The sequence below is a fragment of the Paenibacillus sp. S02 genome (assembly GCF_019454065.1).
Classification (GTDB): domain Bacteria; phylum Bacillota; class Bacilli; order Paenibacillales; family Paenibacillaceae; genus Paenibacillus; species Paenibacillus polymyxa_B.
The window spans coordinates 4,865,212-4,881,639 of record NZ_CP073682.1 but is presented as its reverse complement, the minus strand read 5'-3'; the positions used below and the strand labels follow the sequence as shown (position 1 = coordinate 4,881,639).

Sequence of the window (16,428 nt, the reverse complement as noted above, 5' to 3'; positions counted from 1 at the left end):
ATGTGGATAGGGGTATAGTGTACTGTGCATTTGCCCTCTGGAATGGCATTTTGGGCTTTAAAGGTAGCATATTAGCATACCACTGCCTCAGACTAGCTAGGAATGATAAGGTCCTGAGGCAGACAGTGGCGGCGTCGGAGATAAGCGTTTAACGGGAACGAATAGCAGGCCAGCCATCAGAATCAGAAATGCGATAAAAAAAGGAGAAATGTGATCGGGTAACTGACCTGCCAGTACAGGTCCGGCAAAGGAGCCGATAGATGTTGCAATAGACTGTAGTGCAAAGGTTTTGCCCAGTCGCGCACCTCCAATTCGTATGAAAAGAGAGGCCAGCGCTGGAAAAATGATGCCTTTGGCTGTTCCCAAAATAAAAAGTATGATGCCAATCGCCGCTTCGGGCGTGGTGGCGAGTGCGTAAAAACTTAGAGACATCAAAATAATGCCACAAAGTAGTCGCGCCATGGGTGAATATTTGTTCAGAAACAGCAGGCTGAGCGTGCAAAGTGCTCCCAAACTGATGATGGAAAAGAGCAATCCGGTGGACATCATGGACGCAGACCCGTTATTCCGTAATGGAATTTCGTAAAATAAAATGCCTTGTGCACACGCCAAAACAAAAGGAAGGAGCAGGTAGCGCCAATTGAATGGTAAACGCGTCTTCTGTACTCCGGATAGTGGAGCAGGTGTCGCATGACCATCTGATAATTGGGCCTGTGGAGCGGGTGCTGTTTTGGGCAAGGTGAAATAAGCCATGAGTCCCGTGACTACGAGAATGATGCCAAGGGAATTAAACGTCTCACTAAAGCCGAAACTGGCTACGATAAATGCGCCGGCAGCTGGAGACAGGACAGAGGCCAATGTGTGAACGACACCATGTCCCGACATATATTTGCCCTGCGTAACTGGATGATCGGATAGCTGTGCCAACATGGCCAGACAGGCTGGAGATAAAAAGGCCAACACAAAACCGCTAATCGCCCGAAGAAAAAGTAATTCCCACGGTGTGTGGATGTACGATTGAATGATAAGAATGATGCCTGCGGCTGTTAGGCTGAACATAATATATCGGCGGCTGCCGTGTTTGTCGACCTTGGGGCCGGCCATCAAATTACCAGGCAGGTGAGTTAGAGAGTAAATCCCCATCATCCAGCCAATAAAAGTAGGTGCTGCACCCAGGGAGATAGCGAATGGTGTCAAAATAGGATATTGTGCATGCAGATCGAAAAAGGCAATGAATAAAAAAAGATACAGCCAGAGGGCTGTTTTCATGGGATGACCCCCTTCCCTAATGTAAACTTTCATGTTGCACTACGTATCGGCCCTTCCTAAGTTGTACGCTGGAGTGGACGAACATAGACCACTTTTTATGGACAAGAATTGAATAACAAGGTGTGTAAAAGAGCTAAGCTGACAGGGCATCACGTAATCATGTATAATTACAGAGACAATTTTGTGATTTGAATGATGTAGTTGAAAACGGGAGTGTAGCGAAATGGATAAGGGCGTCTGGACAGAGTTTTTGGAACATAATTGGCAGATTGTTCAGGATAACTGGCTGTATATATTAATTGGGCTTGTCCTATTGTTAGTCATATTGAAGGTTGTAAGAACTCTCATAAAATGGCTGATTGTCATTGTCGTCATTGCAGGCTTGCTTATCTACAGTGGCATTTCCTTTGAACAGGTCGGCAAGGTCGTTACTCAGGCAAAGGATGATGCGATTAACAAGGTTCAGAGCGAGGCTTTGAGCATGATGATCAAGGAGGGACGGGATGCCAAATACACATCCAACGCGGATGGTACGTTTTCGGTAACCAGCTCCAACCTGGAAGTGAAAGGTCCATTTGATGGTGACAAGGTCAAGGTATGGTTTCAGGGGATGTCGCTGGGCGAGTGGAGTATGGGCGATACCGTCAAGAAATATATCGAAAGTGCGAAAGGCTCGGCTGTAACACAGTCGCCACAGTCGCCGTAGAGACAGGAGGAACACAATGAAACCATCCTGGCTGGAGCCTATTCTTCATTGGAATGGCGTGACGGTGTTTTTGATTGTCATTGTACTGCTGTCGTTGATTCAGGGCTGGAGACGAGGAGCTTCCAGATCTGTAGGGGCGCTGTTCAGTCTCATTGTGGATGGCATACTGACTGTGGCGGGTATTTTGTGCTCGCTCGGGTTAGCCATGTGGCTTTCACCGAAAGTACAACAATGGCTGGCGGCTTACATGGAACATTTGCCTCAGCGAGAACTAAGCGGGATTGAGCAATTTTATTATACGTTGGTGGCAGGGTTAGAAGGTTTTCCGTTGTTGCGGTTCGCCGTATTGTTCATGCTCAGTTATGCTATCGCACAATTTGTACTACGTGCAATTTATGTGTTGATGGTAGGTGGCAAGTCAGATTCTCATCTCCGTGAGCATGAAAAAAAATCAGGCTTTCTCAGTAGGGTGGCAGGGGCTGGAATAGGTACTCTTATCGGTGGAGCACGCGCTATCATGGTTATAGCCCTGCTATTCATAGGCGTAAGTCTGTATCCAGACAGCGGGTTTAGCAGCTACGTCCAAGCTTCACCGATTTATAAGCAAGGAGCGCAATCGGTCATTGAGCCGTTATCCGGTACACTGATTAAGGATAAATTGCCCGTATTTACGCAGGCCGTTACCAAGGAATTAAATGGTATCCTGCAGCGAAAATACGAAATGATTGACCGGGAAATTCCGAACGATATCGGTCAGGCTGCGGCCAAGATTACACAGGGGATGAACGGTGATGAGCAAAAAGCCAGAGCGTTGTATGAATGGGTAGGTACCCGCATTAGCTATGATTTCAGTAAGGTAGAAGCCTATGAGCAGCGTGGTGACTGGCATGAACAGACCCCTAGAGATACGTTTGATACACGTAAAGGAGTCTGCATTGATTATGCCCGCCTGTATGCGATGATGGCTCGGTCGCAGGGACTACAGGTCAAGGTGGTGACAGGACTTGGTTATAACGGACAGGGAGGCTACGGGTCCCATGCATGGAATGAAGTGTATTTGAGCGCGCAGGATCAGTGGGTACCGTTAGACCCGACCTGGGCGCAAAGTGGGGACTGGTTTAATCCGCCTGGTTTTGCCCAAACACATATCAAGGATAAAGTGATTTAATAAGGAGTGGAAAAGGGCACATGAGAAAGATAGACAACGAGCAGGGAAAAGACAATGAGATGTCTGATCGAAAAAGATTCAGCTTTCGGATCAATCTGTTCTTTTTCAGCTCGTTCATTATATTTACGGTCATTATTGTAAAACTGGCGATACTTCAATTTGTAGATGGACCTCAGCTTAAGCAGCAGGAGGCCAGTAATGTTACTAAAAATGTACCGCTTACGCCGATTCGCGGAACGATTTACGATTCCACCGGGCAGAACAGACTGGCGTATTCTACACCTGTACAATCGCTGTATATCACGCTCTCCAAGAACTATAGTGACAACGTGGAAAATTTGCGTAATCCTGATAAAAAATTGTTGCCTGAGCTGGAGGATATGACACAGAAGCTGGCAAATCGGTTTGCTCAATATGGTAGTAAAGATGAGCCGAAAATGACGGCAGAACAAATAATGGACGCTATGGACCGGAACTATCAGCGATTTAGCGGTTTTACGCCGCGTCTGATTAAAACAAATCTTAATAAAGATGAAGTCGCCTATTTTATGCAGCATAAGAGTGAGTTCCCCGGGTTAGATGTCGTAGAGGAAACGGTACGTCATTATGATCCCGATACGGTAGCTGTCCAAACGGTTGGCTACATTAAAAGCTATAAAAGTGCGCGTGAAACGTTGCCTAAATATAAGAATATTCAAAAATCCATGTCAGCTGAAAATGATCCGGGTCTCATCTATATGGATAACGAATCTGTAGGCTTTGATGGATTGGAATTTCAATATCAGGAACAGTTGCGAGGGAAAAATGGTTATAAAACGGTACCGATTGATCCGCGTAATATGCCGGAAGGTGTAGATTCCGTTACTCCTCCGCAAAAAGGGAATAATGTATATTCCACGATTAACAAAGAAATTCAGGTTAAGACTGAAGATGCCATTATGGATCAATTGAGATGGCTCCATACACACGCTGTATCTGGCAAGACTCATCCTTATGCCAAAACAGGCTTTGCTGTGGCTATGGAAGTGGACACAGGAAATGTGGTAGCGATGGCTAGTATGCCGGATTATGATGCGAATTACTGGCAGACCGGAAATATATCCAGTGATAATTACAAGAAAATACAAAATGTATACTTGAATGGTACTATTCGCTCCTTCGGATCGGGCCAATCAGGTCAACATCCAGAGTCGGTTGTCCTACTTGGCTCCACCATTAAACCTCTTTCTGTGTTGATAGGTCTGGAGGAAAATCTATTCAGTACCTCATCCTACTACCAGGATACAGGAGCGGCTTATTTTGGGCGTAACAATTCGTCACGAGTTCGAAACTCTTCGGGTCATGTGTACGGCGGGTTGGACCCGGCTTCTGCCATTCGACATTCCTCCAATGCGTTCATGGTCGATATGGTGGGCAAAAGATTGTACAACAAATACATTAATAATGCCAAGGAAGATCAAGGTGTGAATGTATGGGACCGCTACATGAAGGAATTTGGATTAGGTGTGTCTACGGGTGTAGATTTACCTACGGAATATCCTGGTTTGAGAGAGTATGGACCTAAAAGCAAGGAATCGGCCTTGTCCAAATTAGCGTATGCTTCTTTTGGGCAGCAGGGTAAGTATACAACGCTCCAGCTTGCACAATATACCACTGTGCTGGCTACCAAGGGCAAACGGATGGAGCCGCATTTGGTCAGTCAGATTAAAGATACCAACGGCAATGTAGTTCAAACGATTAAGCCGAAGGTGCTGAATGAAGTGAAATTCCCGGATGCATACTGGAATGAGGTCATACGCGGGATGGCAACAGATGTCAGTGCATTTAATGGTTTCCCTTACGACTATGCTCGTAAAACGGGGACATCGCAGCAAAGCGTAGGCGGTAAACTGAAGGATAACGGGGTATTTATTGCCTTTGCTCCACGTCAGAACCCCAAACTTGCAGTAGCGGTTGTTATTCCTGAAGGGGGCTTTGGTGCGACGAGCGCAGGACCGGTTGCGCGTAAAATCTTTGATGCCTACGACGAAGTTTATGGATTGGACGGGGTACCTAAGAAAAAGGATGCCACAGCAACCGATCCTAACACAATCAAACAGCCATAATCATTTTATACGATATCATTTCATGAAAGCTTCCCTTAGCCTTAGAGCTGAGCGAAGCTTTTTTTATGCTTTTCTACGTTCTTACAAAATTGTCATCTTGGAATTCATCGTTTATTGCTTTGGATATGGTAGGATCAGGAATGTGAAACCCTAACTTGGAAGGAGTAATGACCAGCTAATATGGACAGAGGAAGTTTGGATAAAAAGTTTTCATTTAAAAAGAAAAATGATGAAGAGAATGAAGAGTTACGAAAAAAACGGACGGTTTTACGAACCAACCTACTGTTTTTTAGTGCTTTTGTACTGTTTGCCCTGATCATTACCAGACTAGCTGTATTGCAGTTTGTACAATCGGAGGAGCTGAAGGGCCAGCAGCAATCCGTAAATACGAAAAATGTCCCGTTAGCCCCGAGTCGCGGCACGATTTATGACTCCACAGGTATGGTTAAGCTGGCGTATTCGACTTCAGTACAGTCCTTGTATGTAACTTTATCTAAGGATTATAGCAAACGTACGGAGAAAGATCGCAAGCCGGGGGAAAAGCTGCTCCCTGAGCTCAATGCTTTTGCTGCCAAGCTTGCTGCCAAATTAAACGAACTGGGTCGTACCGAAGGAGAGCAGCTTAATGCAGAGGAAATAAAAAAGCGACTGGACCCGGACTATAATCAATATAGGGGATTTACCCCACGTTTGGTCAAATCTGATCTGAGTCGGGAGGAAATCGCTTATTTTCTGGAGCATCGGACAGAGTTCCCTGGTGTAGAGGTTGTAGAAGAAAGTGTACGCCATTATGACCCGGATCGGGTGGCGGTACAAACGATTGGATATATGTACAAGTTCAAAGGAGCTCGAACGAACCGGCCCAAATATAAAGAGCTCTATGAAGCTAATTCAGAGGTTTTAAAACCGGCACAGGTGTATTCGGAAAGTGAAACGGTCGGATATGATGGCTTGGAGCTTCAGTACCAGGACGAGCTGAGAGGAAAAAACGGGTATAAAACGGTAGAAGTCAATCCGCGCAGCATGCCGGAGGGTATTGAATCCATTACTCCTCCGGAAAAAGGACATCATCTATACTCCACCATCAACAAGGAAATTCAGCAGAAAACCGAACAGGCCATTATGGATCAGCTTCGCTGGCTTCATACTAATGCCGTATCGGGGAAGCTTCATCAAGACGCGACCACTGGCTTCGCTGTAGCGATGGAGGTAGAGACCGGAAATATCGTGGCAATGGCCAGTATGCCGGATTATGACTCTAATGTATGGAAAAGTGGAAGTACCTCACCTTCGGTATATGACGAAATTCAGCACAAAATGGGAAATGGAACCATTAAATCCGTGCCTAGCGGAAAAGTGGGTCCACATCCAGAATCCTCGGTGCTTCTGGGTTCAACCATTAAACCGCTAACCGTGCTGATCGGGCTGAAGGAAAACCTGTTTTCTCCCGGACAAACTTATCTGGATACGGGAAGTGCGTACTACGGCAAAAATCGCTCCAGCCGGGTTGGGAATTCTAGCGGACATGTGTATAATTCTTTGACACCTAGCAGGGCAATTGAGGTCTCGTCGAATACGTTTATGGTGGATATGATCGGTAAGCCGCTGTATGCCAAATACGGAAGTAATGCAGGGATGCATCAGGGAATTGATGTATGGGACAAGTATATGAAGGAATTTGGATTAGGCGTTCCGACTGAAGTAGATCTGCCTGGCGAGTGGGCGGGCAGACTTGAGTATGCGAGCAAGCATGAAAGTGCACTGACACGTTTGGTACAGGCATCTTTTGGTCAGCAGGGAAAGTATACGGCCATGCAGCTGGCTCAATATACGACTGTGCTGGCAACAAAGGGCAAGCGTATGCAGCCTCATTTGGTCAGCAAAATTGTAGATGATCAGGGGAATCTTGTACGTGAATTTAAGCCGAAGGTGCTGAATGAGGTCGCTTTTTCAGATACGTACTGGAATACAGTGATTCGAGGTATGGCTACGGATGTTAATGCCTTTAATGGATTTCCTTATGATTATGCCCGCAAAACGGGGACTTCCCAGCAGGTGGTGGGACATACGGTTAAAGATAACGGGGTGTTCATCGCTTTTGCTCCGCGTCAAAATCCGAAGCTGGCAGTAGCGGTCATCATCCCTGAAGGGGGCTTTGGTGCGACGAGCGCAGGACCGGTTGCGCGTAAAATATTTGATGCGTATGATGAAGTATATGGGCTAGATGGTACTCCTAAAAAGCCTCTGGCAGCAAAGTGAGGACTTGAATACTTTTGTGGGCTTCTCTTTTTCATGGTAAAATGTCGTTGGACATAAGGGACATACAGGAGGAAGAGAGACTATGGGAGAAAACCAATATAAATACAAACTGCTTGCGCTCGACATGGATGGAACTTTACTGAATGATAATCATGAAATTTCCCTGGAAACGATTAACTGGATTAACAAGGCGATTCAGGAAGGGATTCATGTATGCTTATCCACCGGACGTGCAGCGATGCATGCTCTGCCTTACGGTCAGCAACTCGGCCTGGAGACGCCAATGGTAACCGTAAACGGCAGTGAGGTGTGGAAATCACCCCACGAGTTGTGGCGCCGTTATTTACTTGATAAGGAGCTCGTTCGTAAGATGCACCAGATTGCTGTAGACACAGGCTCCTGGTTCTGGGCTTACTCAACGGAGGAATTATATAATAGGGATCGTTGGCCGGATACATTGGACACACAGGAATGGCTTAAATTCGGTTATAATACGGAAAATGACGAAATTCGCCACCAAATTTTGCTTAAGCTTCAGGACATGGGTGGACTTGAAATTTCCAATTCTTCGATGACAAATCTGGAAATCAACCCAGCTGGTATATCCAAAGCCAGTGGAATCGCTGAAGTGTGCGATCTGCTTGGCATTACTCTGGAGCAGGTGGTTGCCGTTGGCGACAGTCTGAATGACCTAGCTGTGATTCAAGCGGTTGGACTGGGCGTGGCAATGGGGAATGCTCAGGATACGGTTAAAGAAGCCGCTGATTTGGTCGTGGCTTCGAATAATGACGACGGCATTGTAGAAGTGATCCGTGATTATGTGCTTGTGTAATAAAATGAATAATGCAGCAGGCAGGATGAATGGACGAGAAGGAGGAGGCCCATGGACGTTGTAGGCTGGATTGTTATTATTGTGCTGTTCATTGTGGGCATGGCCGGGGCGGTATATCCCGTATTGCCGGGGGCGCTCGCCATCTATTTTGCATTTTTTGTATACGGCTGGTTTTTCTCGTTTGCTCCATACAATGCATTGTTTTGGATTATACAAACACTAATCGTCGTTGCCCTTTTTGTTGCGGATTATGCTGTGAATGCGTGGGGAGTCAAGCGGTTTGGCGGCTCGCGTCTGTCGGCGATACTGAGTACCATCGGGATTATTATCGGTCCCTTCGTTATTCCGGCATTTGGCCTGATTTTGGGACCATTTATTGGCGCTGTGCTAGGCGAGCTGATAAGCAAAGCTCCGCTGGATCGAGCTATTAAAGTGGGCTTTGGCTCTGTATTAGGCCTTTTTACCAGCACCGTGATGAAAGTGATTTTGCAGCTTGCCATGATTATTGTATTCTTAATTTGGGTGTTATGACCCGAGATTCGTTTTGGTTTATTATGATTTGCAGAGACAGAATCGACATGCGGCTCCGCACCGGTGATGGCTCAGGCCATGACAGTTTGTGCGGGGCTTTTGCATGCGTGTGAACAGCAAGAAAGAAGGGAACGCATTTTGTCCAATAAAGAAACATTCCTTAAAGGTACGCTTATTTTAGCCGCTGCCGCCTTAGTGGCCAGAGTACTTGGTCTGGTACAGCGTGTTCCATTGGAGCATCTGCTCGGTTCCGTCGGGAACGCCTCGTTTACCATTGCGAACAACGCTTATTTGATGCTGCTCACGGTCGCTACGGCCGGCATTCCAAGCACGTTGAGCAAAATGGTTTCAGAACGTTATGCACTGGATCGGCCTTCGGAAGCGCGACGTGTGTATCGTGCGGCTTTGATATTCGCGGCCGCGGCAGGCATTATCATTACAGCGCTGCTGTATTTTGGAGCGCCTTACTTTGCCGAGCATGTAGCAGGGGTTCCGCAATCCGCTTTGGCCATTCAGGCTTTGGCACCAGCATTACTGCTATTCCCTGCCATTGCCATGATGCGTGGATACTTCCAAGGGCGCGGTAATATGACCGCAGGCGGTATTTCACAAATTGTGGAGCAGGTTGCACGGGTAGCGACCGCTATTGTACTCGCTTTTATTATTTTGAAGCTAGGTTATGGAGATCGCGAGGTTGCGGCTGGGGCCTCCTTTGGAGGTGTCATGGGAAGTCTTGGCGCTCTAGCGGTCATGTTGTACTACACGGTGAAATTGCGTCGGCAGGATCGACAGGATCGTCAAGATCAATTCCAAGAGGAAAGCTCCGCGCTACCGATGATGCGCATTTACAAAGATATTTTCAAGCTTTCCATTCCCATTGTATTGTCGTCTCTGACGGTTCCGGCGGTCAACTTTATTGATACATCGATTGTGGTGAGACTATTGTCTGGTCAAGTGGGATTGGATCAGGCGACTACTCAGTTGGGTTATCTAGGCTCTCGGGCACAAAGTGTGGCGGGAATTCCGCCGATTTTGGCCATTGCGCTCAGCCAATCGCTTATTCCGATCATTTCAGCGGCATTTGCCCGTAAGGATGAGCAGCATTTACAAAATCAGATGACGCTGGCCTTGCGTATCTCTATTTTGACTGGGATGCCGATTGTGCTGGCTTTATGTGTAACCGCCTATTCTATTAATGGTTTACTTTTTAGCTCGCTTGGAGGCAGTGGTATCATCGCTGTTCTGACACTCGGAACGATATTCCAGATTACGATGATGACTTCTAATTCGATACTGATCGGTATGGGCAAGCCGCGTATTTCAATGGTTAATGTCATGGTCGGTATCGTCGTCAAGTTTGCAGCGAGCTGGTTGCTGGCTGGTTGGCTTGGGATTTATGGGATCATTGCCGCAACCGGATTATGTTTCCTCGTGATCACGTTGCTGAATTTGCGTGTGCTTAAAGGGATTGTCTCCTTTTCCATCATGGGCCGTCGCTGGGCAGGGTTCTTAACCGCAGTCGTCGTCTCGGGAGCTATCGGATACGGTGTAAATGAAGCCTGTATTCTGCTGGTGCATCTGATGCCTGCGCGTGTGGCCTTCTTGATCGCGTGCTGCATTGCCGGGGCAACTGTACTGGTATGCTACTTGTTGTTGCTGGTTGTACTGCGCGTATTGCGCAGAGACGAGCTGGGCAACTATCCGCGTATGTTGCAAAAGGTACTGCGTCCGTTAATGCGTCTACAGCGTGAGTCCACAGGACAACGAGGCTAAAAGAGTCCCCCAGTCTTTCAGTGGAAAGATTGCAAGCTGTTATGGGCAACGTGGGCCATTGCTGTTTTTTGAATGCCATGACGATGCTCATGGCGCATGGCAAATAACAGCGGTCGCCTTGGTTCGCTGAGATGTCCAAGTGTGGAGCCGTCCTGAAACCAGTCATACCGGGGGATTGGATCATAAGCTGTATCGGACCAGACGGCGTTCAGCTCCGGACTGTACAGACGTTGTCCTGGCGGCAGCCATTCATGTGCTAAAAGCGTTGCACTTTCATCTGGAGAGTGCAGCGCTTTTTGTTCATTCTGGGTGAACAATCCGGGCCAATAGTCGCTGCGTGAACCTGTATGCGGCACACTGTTAGCGAATGCTGATACCTGGTCCAGCACCTGCTGATGGCCGAAGAGCATAGCATAGAGACTTTTGCCAAAGCCGATCCGCTCGTCCAAATGGCCGAAACGCTCCATCACTAGTCCAGCAAGTCCACCGTTCAGCCCAAGTGGAAATATAACCTGATTAAGCTGGAGCCAGTCATGCAAATAAAAGCCCGGCTTGTGTGTCACAAATTTTTGAAAATACGGATCTTTTACCACACGTCCTTCAATATAGTTTTGTTCATTAATGATGAGCGCCACAGTCAACAGAGAGCTATCCCGCCAAGCCCAGAAACGTTCCCAAAAGGGCTTCATGAATGGCGAAACGTGAAAATAAGGCAACAAATGAAAGCAACTCCGACCCAAATGACGGCTGTGCATGTAAAGTTGCAACTGCGGATAAGCGTCTTGAAAAATAAGGGCGTTACAGCGCTCCAGTAGCCGATACAGCCATTCCTTTTCCTGTTCGCCGAACAGGTTGCCAATCAGTCCCCCTTTCAGATCGGTCATATTATAGCCGCCATTACGAGAAACCAGGTGGGCCAGTAATGCCCAGTGTAACTCCGGGTAGCCACGATAGCATTCAAGGTAAGCGGCAGTGCGGGTGACGTTGCTGCGATTCTCCTGTGCTGTATCGTTCTTGATCCGCTCCAGTAGCTCACAGTCTGTTTCGCATAAGGGCATATTCAGAGAAGAGGGACGCGTAGCGGGTCCGTTCACCAGCATTATCGCTTCAGCTTCATTCATAGCGGCCTGTGCCGTATGATAATCCCACGCTAGTTCACGCAAGGGGGAGCGTAATTTTCGGGATTCGGTCCAAGCCGCCCGTTTGCCCTCCCAAGCTTCCTCAGCAACACGGGGAACGGAACCCAGTAACTTTAGTCCTCCTTGAAGCTGGCGAGATGCTGTATGGAGCCATTCGGTAAGAGACATGACTAAATAACCTCCTTTCCAACTGCAAGCATCCCCGTATCCTGCCAAGTATGTTGGGTATGCTGTTAGGATGTCGTCGCTTATGTGGATTCTTAAGTATATCTTTAGTATGCCTCAATGAGAGGGCTTCCAATCGGCATGTGAGCAGAATGGGGGAGTGTGCAAAAGCTTAACTTGGCGTTACAATAGAAAGTGCAATCTTTTCAGCACAAAAAGAATTTAAGGAGGAATCATCCATGCAAAAAATCGTCTCTCATGAAGACTTTAATAAGGCAATATCCACTCCGGGCGTTACGGTGGCTGTATTTAAGGCGGACTGGTGTAAGGATTGTCATTTCATCGATCCGTTCATGCCTGATGTGGAACATCAATATGCAGATAAGCTTACATTAATTGAGATTGATGTAGAACAGGCCGAAAGCGTCAGTCAAGAGCAAAATGTATTGGGGATTCCTAGCTTTATCGCTTACAGTGAAGGGCGAGAACTGGTACGGCTGGTGAACAGACTGCGCAAATCCCGCGAGGAGATTGAGCAATTTTTGGATCGGGCTGTTGAAGTCCACGCGAGCTTGGCAAAATAACATCAAGACATTCAGAAAGCCGCTTCCTTCTAAGGGGGCGGCTTTCTCACGGACACGTTCACATTTTGTCAACAAAGCTCGTATGTCAAGGAACGATATATCAGTTATAATTACTTTAAGTGATCATTTCACAACATATAAAGTGAATAAATATTATATTTGGAAGGATACGGGTGAATTTGAATAACAAAATTAGAATATTAAAATGGCTGGCACTCGTAACATGTATTGTCATGTTTTTGGCTACCTTCGGTGGAGGTGTCGTGACGCGGACGGATTCGGGTCTCGGCTGTGGCCGGGAATTCCCGCTGTGCAATGGTAAGCTGGTTCCGGCACATACGATTGCATCCCTTATTGAGTTCTCTCATCGCTCGGTCAGTGCCATGGCCGGGATTCTTTCTATCGCCTCATTTGTTGGCTTTTTGCTGTTTATGAAGCATCGGAAGGATTTGCAGCTATTCTCGCTGCTCACGCTCATGTTTGTCATCATACAAGGTGCAATGGGGGCGTTGGCTGTCGTCTTCTCCCAATCGGCTGCAGTCATGGGACTGCATTTTGGCTTTGCGCTTATCGCCTTTGCCAGTGCGACTATGATGACGCTGGGGGCCTGGCAGGAGCATGCAGATTCACGCCACACCCCGCGTCTGATTCCTGGGCCTGTCAGTCGGGGCTTTCGTAACTTTATATGGTTATCGACGATCTATACCTATATTGCTGTCTATTCAGGGGCGTTGCTTAGTCACTCGGTCATCCAAAAGGTTGTAAATATTGGGGGCTTCATATCTCCACTGCTGCTTCATCAGATTTCAGCTGGTCTGCTGTTCGTCATTATCTTGGCTGTGGGTCACTACTCATACCGTTATCACCCGAATCACCGGGACATCCGTATATTGGGTGTCGTATCGGTCTTGTTAATCTTGCTTCAAGTGGTGATTGGAATTATCTTGTTGTACGTCAACAAACCTGAAATCTACATGTTTATCGTGCTGGGACATATGCTGGTGATTGCATCGTTGTTCTCCATCTTGGCTTATCTGAGCTATCGTGTATGGCAATTGTCACCGGACCGCAAGCTTGTTCCGACCCAAGCACAACGTACCTAAGCGTTCCATAGATCATAGTCAAGCGGATTTTTGCCCAAGAGGCGTTTAAACACGTATAATAGCATATAAGAAACAAACCAGGCCCGCGAGTTTCTCGAGGGCTTGATTTGCTTAGGAGGAGTCGTCCAGTTGATCTACCAGAATTTGCGCCAATTTATTGAAGCGCTGCGTAAAGAAAATCATCTTAAAATTATAGAGGCACCTGTCGATCCTTACCTGGAGCTGGCTGAGATTCATCGAAGAGTCATTGAGGAAGAAGGGCCGGCACTTCTGTTCACGAATGTAAAAGGAACCCCGTTTCCTGTAGCCAGTAATCTGTTTGGCACAAATCGCCGTGTGGACATGGCTTTTGGTCCGCGCCCAGAGCAACTGATGGATGCGATTGTAGGAGCGACCAAAACATTGTTTCCACCTACACCTAAAGCATTGTGGAATGAACGTGGCCTGATTAAGGACATGCTAAAAGTAGGGCTAAAAACAGTATCTCATAGCGAGGCCCCTGTATTGGGAGTTCGCCGTACAGAGGCTCCGCTGGCACCACTGCCTAAAGTGACCAGTTGGCATGAGGATGGAGGGCCGTTTATTACGCTTCCACTCGTGTATACTGAGAAGCCAGGTCAGCCCAAGGATCATAATTTGGGGATGTACCGCATTCAGATTTATGATGATCAGACGACGGGCATTCACTGGCAAATTCATAAAGGCGGCGGTTTCCATTATCATGAAGCGGAGCTGCGTAATGAGCCATTGCCTACGACGATTATTATCGGTGGCCCGCCTGCCCTGATTGCGTCTGCCATTGCGCCAGCACCGGAAAACTTGCCTGAGCTGTTGCTGGCTTCGCTTATTATGGGAGGCAAGCTGCCCATGACAGAAGACCCGCTTGGGGGTCACCGGATTCCAGCAGAAGCAGAATTTGCAATCAGCGGTTATGTACCGCCTCATGAACGCCGTCCGGAAGGCCCGTTTGGTGATCATTTTGGCTATTATTCATTACAGCATGATTTCCCTGTATTTCATGTCAAACATATGCATCACCGCAAGGATGCCATTTATCCGGCAACCATTGTAGGTAAGCCTCGGCAAGAAGACTACTATCTCGGTGAGTTTTTGCAACGTTTGCTGTCGCCTGCCTATCCGCTTGTGATGCCTTCCGTCAAGTCCCTGTGGGCGTATGCGGAAACGGGTGTACATGCGCTAGCAGCGGCAGTGGTACGTGAAAGCTACTCCCGTGAAGCGCTTGTATCCGGTTTTACTATTTTGGGTCAAGGTCAATTGTCGTTGACTAAATTCCTGATGCTGACGGATCGAGTAATTGATTTATCGGACTTTAACCTGCTGCTGGAAACCATTCTGGAGCGATTTAATCCAGCAAGGGATTTATTTATATTCAATCACACGTCACACGATACACTCGATTACACAGGCCGCAAGCTGAATCATGGCAGTAAGGCCATCCTGATGGGGATAGGTGAGCCTGTACGTGAATTGCCTCGTGCTTATGAGGGAGGCGATCTGCCGGGAATTCGTGAAATTGAGCCCTATTGCGGAGGTTGCCTTGTCGTATCGGGTGCGTCCTTTGAGCAGGAGCCTGAGCTGGCGGCACGTGTTTTGGAGCGATTAGCAGCGGGTGAGCAAGAGTGGCCGCTCGTCTTCATTGTAGACGATGCCAAAGAAGTCGTTCGCTCTCAAGCCTCGTTCCTGTGGACGGTATTCACACGCTTTAACCCGGCTACAGATATGTACGCAGACAGCGAAGTGCGTTTGCATCATCTGAACTATAAGCTGCCGATTGTAGTGGATGCGCGTATGAAGCCGGGGTATCCAGATGAGGTGTTACCGCGTGAGGATATTGTTAAGCTTGTAGATCAACGATGGACAAGTTATTTCGCTTGACGCCCTAATTAAACCTACAGCCGGATTTTACATTTATAAGGAGGCGTAAGCATGATACGCAAGCTACTGGGTGAGCCACCACGTGTGAACAAAGGCATCCTGCTAGATGCCATGAATAGCATGTCAGCTATGTTGAACCTGCTGGAGCGGCAAATTCAGGCTGGTGGAGATCCGACCCACGATTTTCGGAAGGCGGATATTTTAACACGCGGTCTAATGTCATCTCTGGATGAACTGGAGCAGAGCCATCATGCTTCCGCCTTTTTCCGTATGAAAGTGAAAGCCGGATATGCTGAAGATATGAGTGAGGATGAAAAATCCGATTATGCGTTATATGTTTTCTTTTATAAAGATGGGTTTGTTCGGGTTTTCTCTATTTTGGATAAGCTGGGTAACTGGCTAAATGATCTGTATGATTTAAAAACAGGGCAGTATAAGGCGCACTATTCGTATTTTACCGTGTTGCGGCAGCTCAAGTATCTCAAAATGCATCCTGTATTGACCGATAATTTAATTGATATCAAGGATACTTACAACGATGCCATCAATCGGCTGCGTAAGCGTCGGAATACGGAGATACACTATATGAATACGGAAATGCAGGATGATCTCTGGCAACGACACCGAGCTTTGTATGGAAAAATCCAACTGGAGGACCTCGATCACCATTTGGAAGATTTGCAGCAGGGCTTGGAAATGGTATGTCGGTCGCTGTCAAACGCCTTTACTTATACTGCGAAACAATGGGAGAATCGGGCAGTACGCCCAAAAATATGATAGAAAATATCCTTTGACAAAGCAATGTAAACTATCTATACTGAAACCTAGTTTCAGAAAAATGCTTGAATTATGTTTTTTTATATAAACTTAACGGACAGCTAAAGCTGGAGTTTAACAT

The 16,428-nt window shown here is 47.2% G+C and carries 13 protein-coding genes; 11 read left to right on the top strand and 2 right to left on the bottom strand.

Annotation, left to right across the window (positions count from 1 at the left end; translation table 11 throughout):
* Positions 1–96: 96 nt before the first annotated feature.
* Positions 97–1,269 carry an MFS transporter gene (locus tag KAI36_RS21700; protein WP_220025991.1) on the bottom strand — a complete coding sequence of 391 codons (1,173 nt, stop codon included), beginning with the start codon at positions 1,267–1,269 and terminating at the stop codon, positions 97–99.
* 223 nt (positions 1,270–1,492) lie between these two features.
* Between KAI36_RS21700 and KAI36_RS21695 the strand changes: the two genes are divergently transcribed.
* From KAI36_RS21695 to KAI36_RS21665, 7 genes are all read left to right on the top strand, one after another.
* Positions 1,493–1,975 carry a hypothetical protein gene (locus tag KAI36_RS21695; RefSeq protein ID WP_025723600.1) on the top strand — a complete coding sequence of 161 codons (483 nt, stop codon included), beginning with the start codon at positions 1,493–1,495 and terminating at the stop codon, positions 1,973–1,975.
* Between the two features lie 16 nt (positions 1,976–1,991).
* Positions 1,992–3,143: a transglutaminase domain-containing protein gene (locus KAI36_RS21690; protein ID WP_025723599.1), complete on the top strand. Its 1,152-nt coding sequence runs from the start codon at positions 1,992–1,994 to the stop codon at positions 3,141–3,143.
* A 20-nt stretch (positions 3,144–3,163) separates the two neighbouring features.
* A complete protein-coding gene (locus tag KAI36_RS21685; protein WP_220025990.1) occupies positions 3,164–5,248 on the top strand; it encodes a peptidoglycan D,D-transpeptidase FtsI family protein in 2,085 nt (694 codons plus the stop codon).
* A 180-nt stretch (positions 5,249–5,428) separates the two neighbouring features.
* Positions 5,429–7,507 carry a peptidoglycan D,D-transpeptidase FtsI family protein gene (locus tag KAI36_RS21680; RefSeq protein WP_220025989.1) on the top strand — a complete coding sequence of 693 codons (2,079 nt, stop codon included), beginning with the start codon at positions 5,429–5,431 and terminating at the stop codon, positions 7,505–7,507.
* Positions 7,508–7,589: 82 nt separating this feature from the next.
* On the top strand, positions 7,590–8,339 hold the full coding sequence (locus tag KAI36_RS21675; protein ID WP_076294241.1) for a Cof-type HAD-IIB family hydrolase: 750 nt from the start codon (positions 7,590–7,592) through the stop codon (positions 8,337–8,339).
* A gap of 51 nt (positions 8,340–8,390) precedes the next feature.
* Positions 8,391–8,870, top strand: a complete 480-nt coding sequence (locus KAI36_RS21670; protein WP_025723595.1) for a DUF456 domain-containing protein — start codon at positions 8,391–8,393, stop codon at positions 8,868–8,870.
* A gap of 138 nt (positions 8,871–9,008) precedes the next feature.
* On the top strand, positions 9,009–10,643 hold the full coding sequence (locus tag KAI36_RS21665) for a putative polysaccharide biosynthesis protein (protein WP_220025988.1): 1,635 nt from the start codon (positions 9,009–9,011) through the stop codon (positions 10,641–10,643).
* A 17-nt stretch (positions 10,644–10,660) separates the two neighbouring features.
* Here KAI36_RS21665 and KAI36_RS21660 read toward each other — a convergent pair whose 3' ends face one another.
* Positions 10,661–11,950 carry a DUF2515 family protein gene (locus KAI36_RS21660; protein WP_220025987.1) on the bottom strand — a complete coding sequence of 430 codons (1,290 nt, stop codon included), beginning with the start codon at positions 11,948–11,950 and terminating at the stop codon, positions 10,661–10,663.
* A 236-nt stretch (positions 11,951–12,186) separates the two neighbouring features.
* Between KAI36_RS21660 and KAI36_RS21655 the strand changes: the two genes are divergently transcribed.
* The 4 genes from KAI36_RS21655 (at position 12,187) to KAI36_RS21640 (ending at position 16,307) form a co-directional block, all read left to right on the top strand.
* A complete protein-coding gene (locus KAI36_RS21655) occupies positions 12,187–12,531 on the top strand; it encodes a thioredoxin family protein (RefSeq protein WP_023990187.1) in 345 nt (114 codons plus the stop codon).
* 173 nt (positions 12,532–12,704) lie between these two features.
* Positions 12,705–13,634, top strand: coding sequence for a COX15/CtaA family protein (locus tag KAI36_RS21650; protein ID WP_209940380.1), 930 nt, complete (start codon positions 12,705–12,707; stop codon positions 13,632–13,634).
* 129 nt (positions 13,635–13,763) lie between these two features.
* A complete protein-coding gene (locus KAI36_RS21645; protein WP_025723591.1) occupies positions 13,764–15,530 on the top strand; it encodes a UbiD family decarboxylase in 1,767 nt (588 codons plus the stop codon).
* 51 nt (positions 15,531–15,581) lie between these two features.
* Entirely contained in the window at positions 15,582–16,307 is a 726-nt protein-coding gene (locus tag KAI36_RS21640) for a Cthe_2314 family HEPN domain-containing protein (protein WP_076159662.1), read from the top strand.
* Positions 16,308–16,428 lie beyond the last annotated feature (121 nt).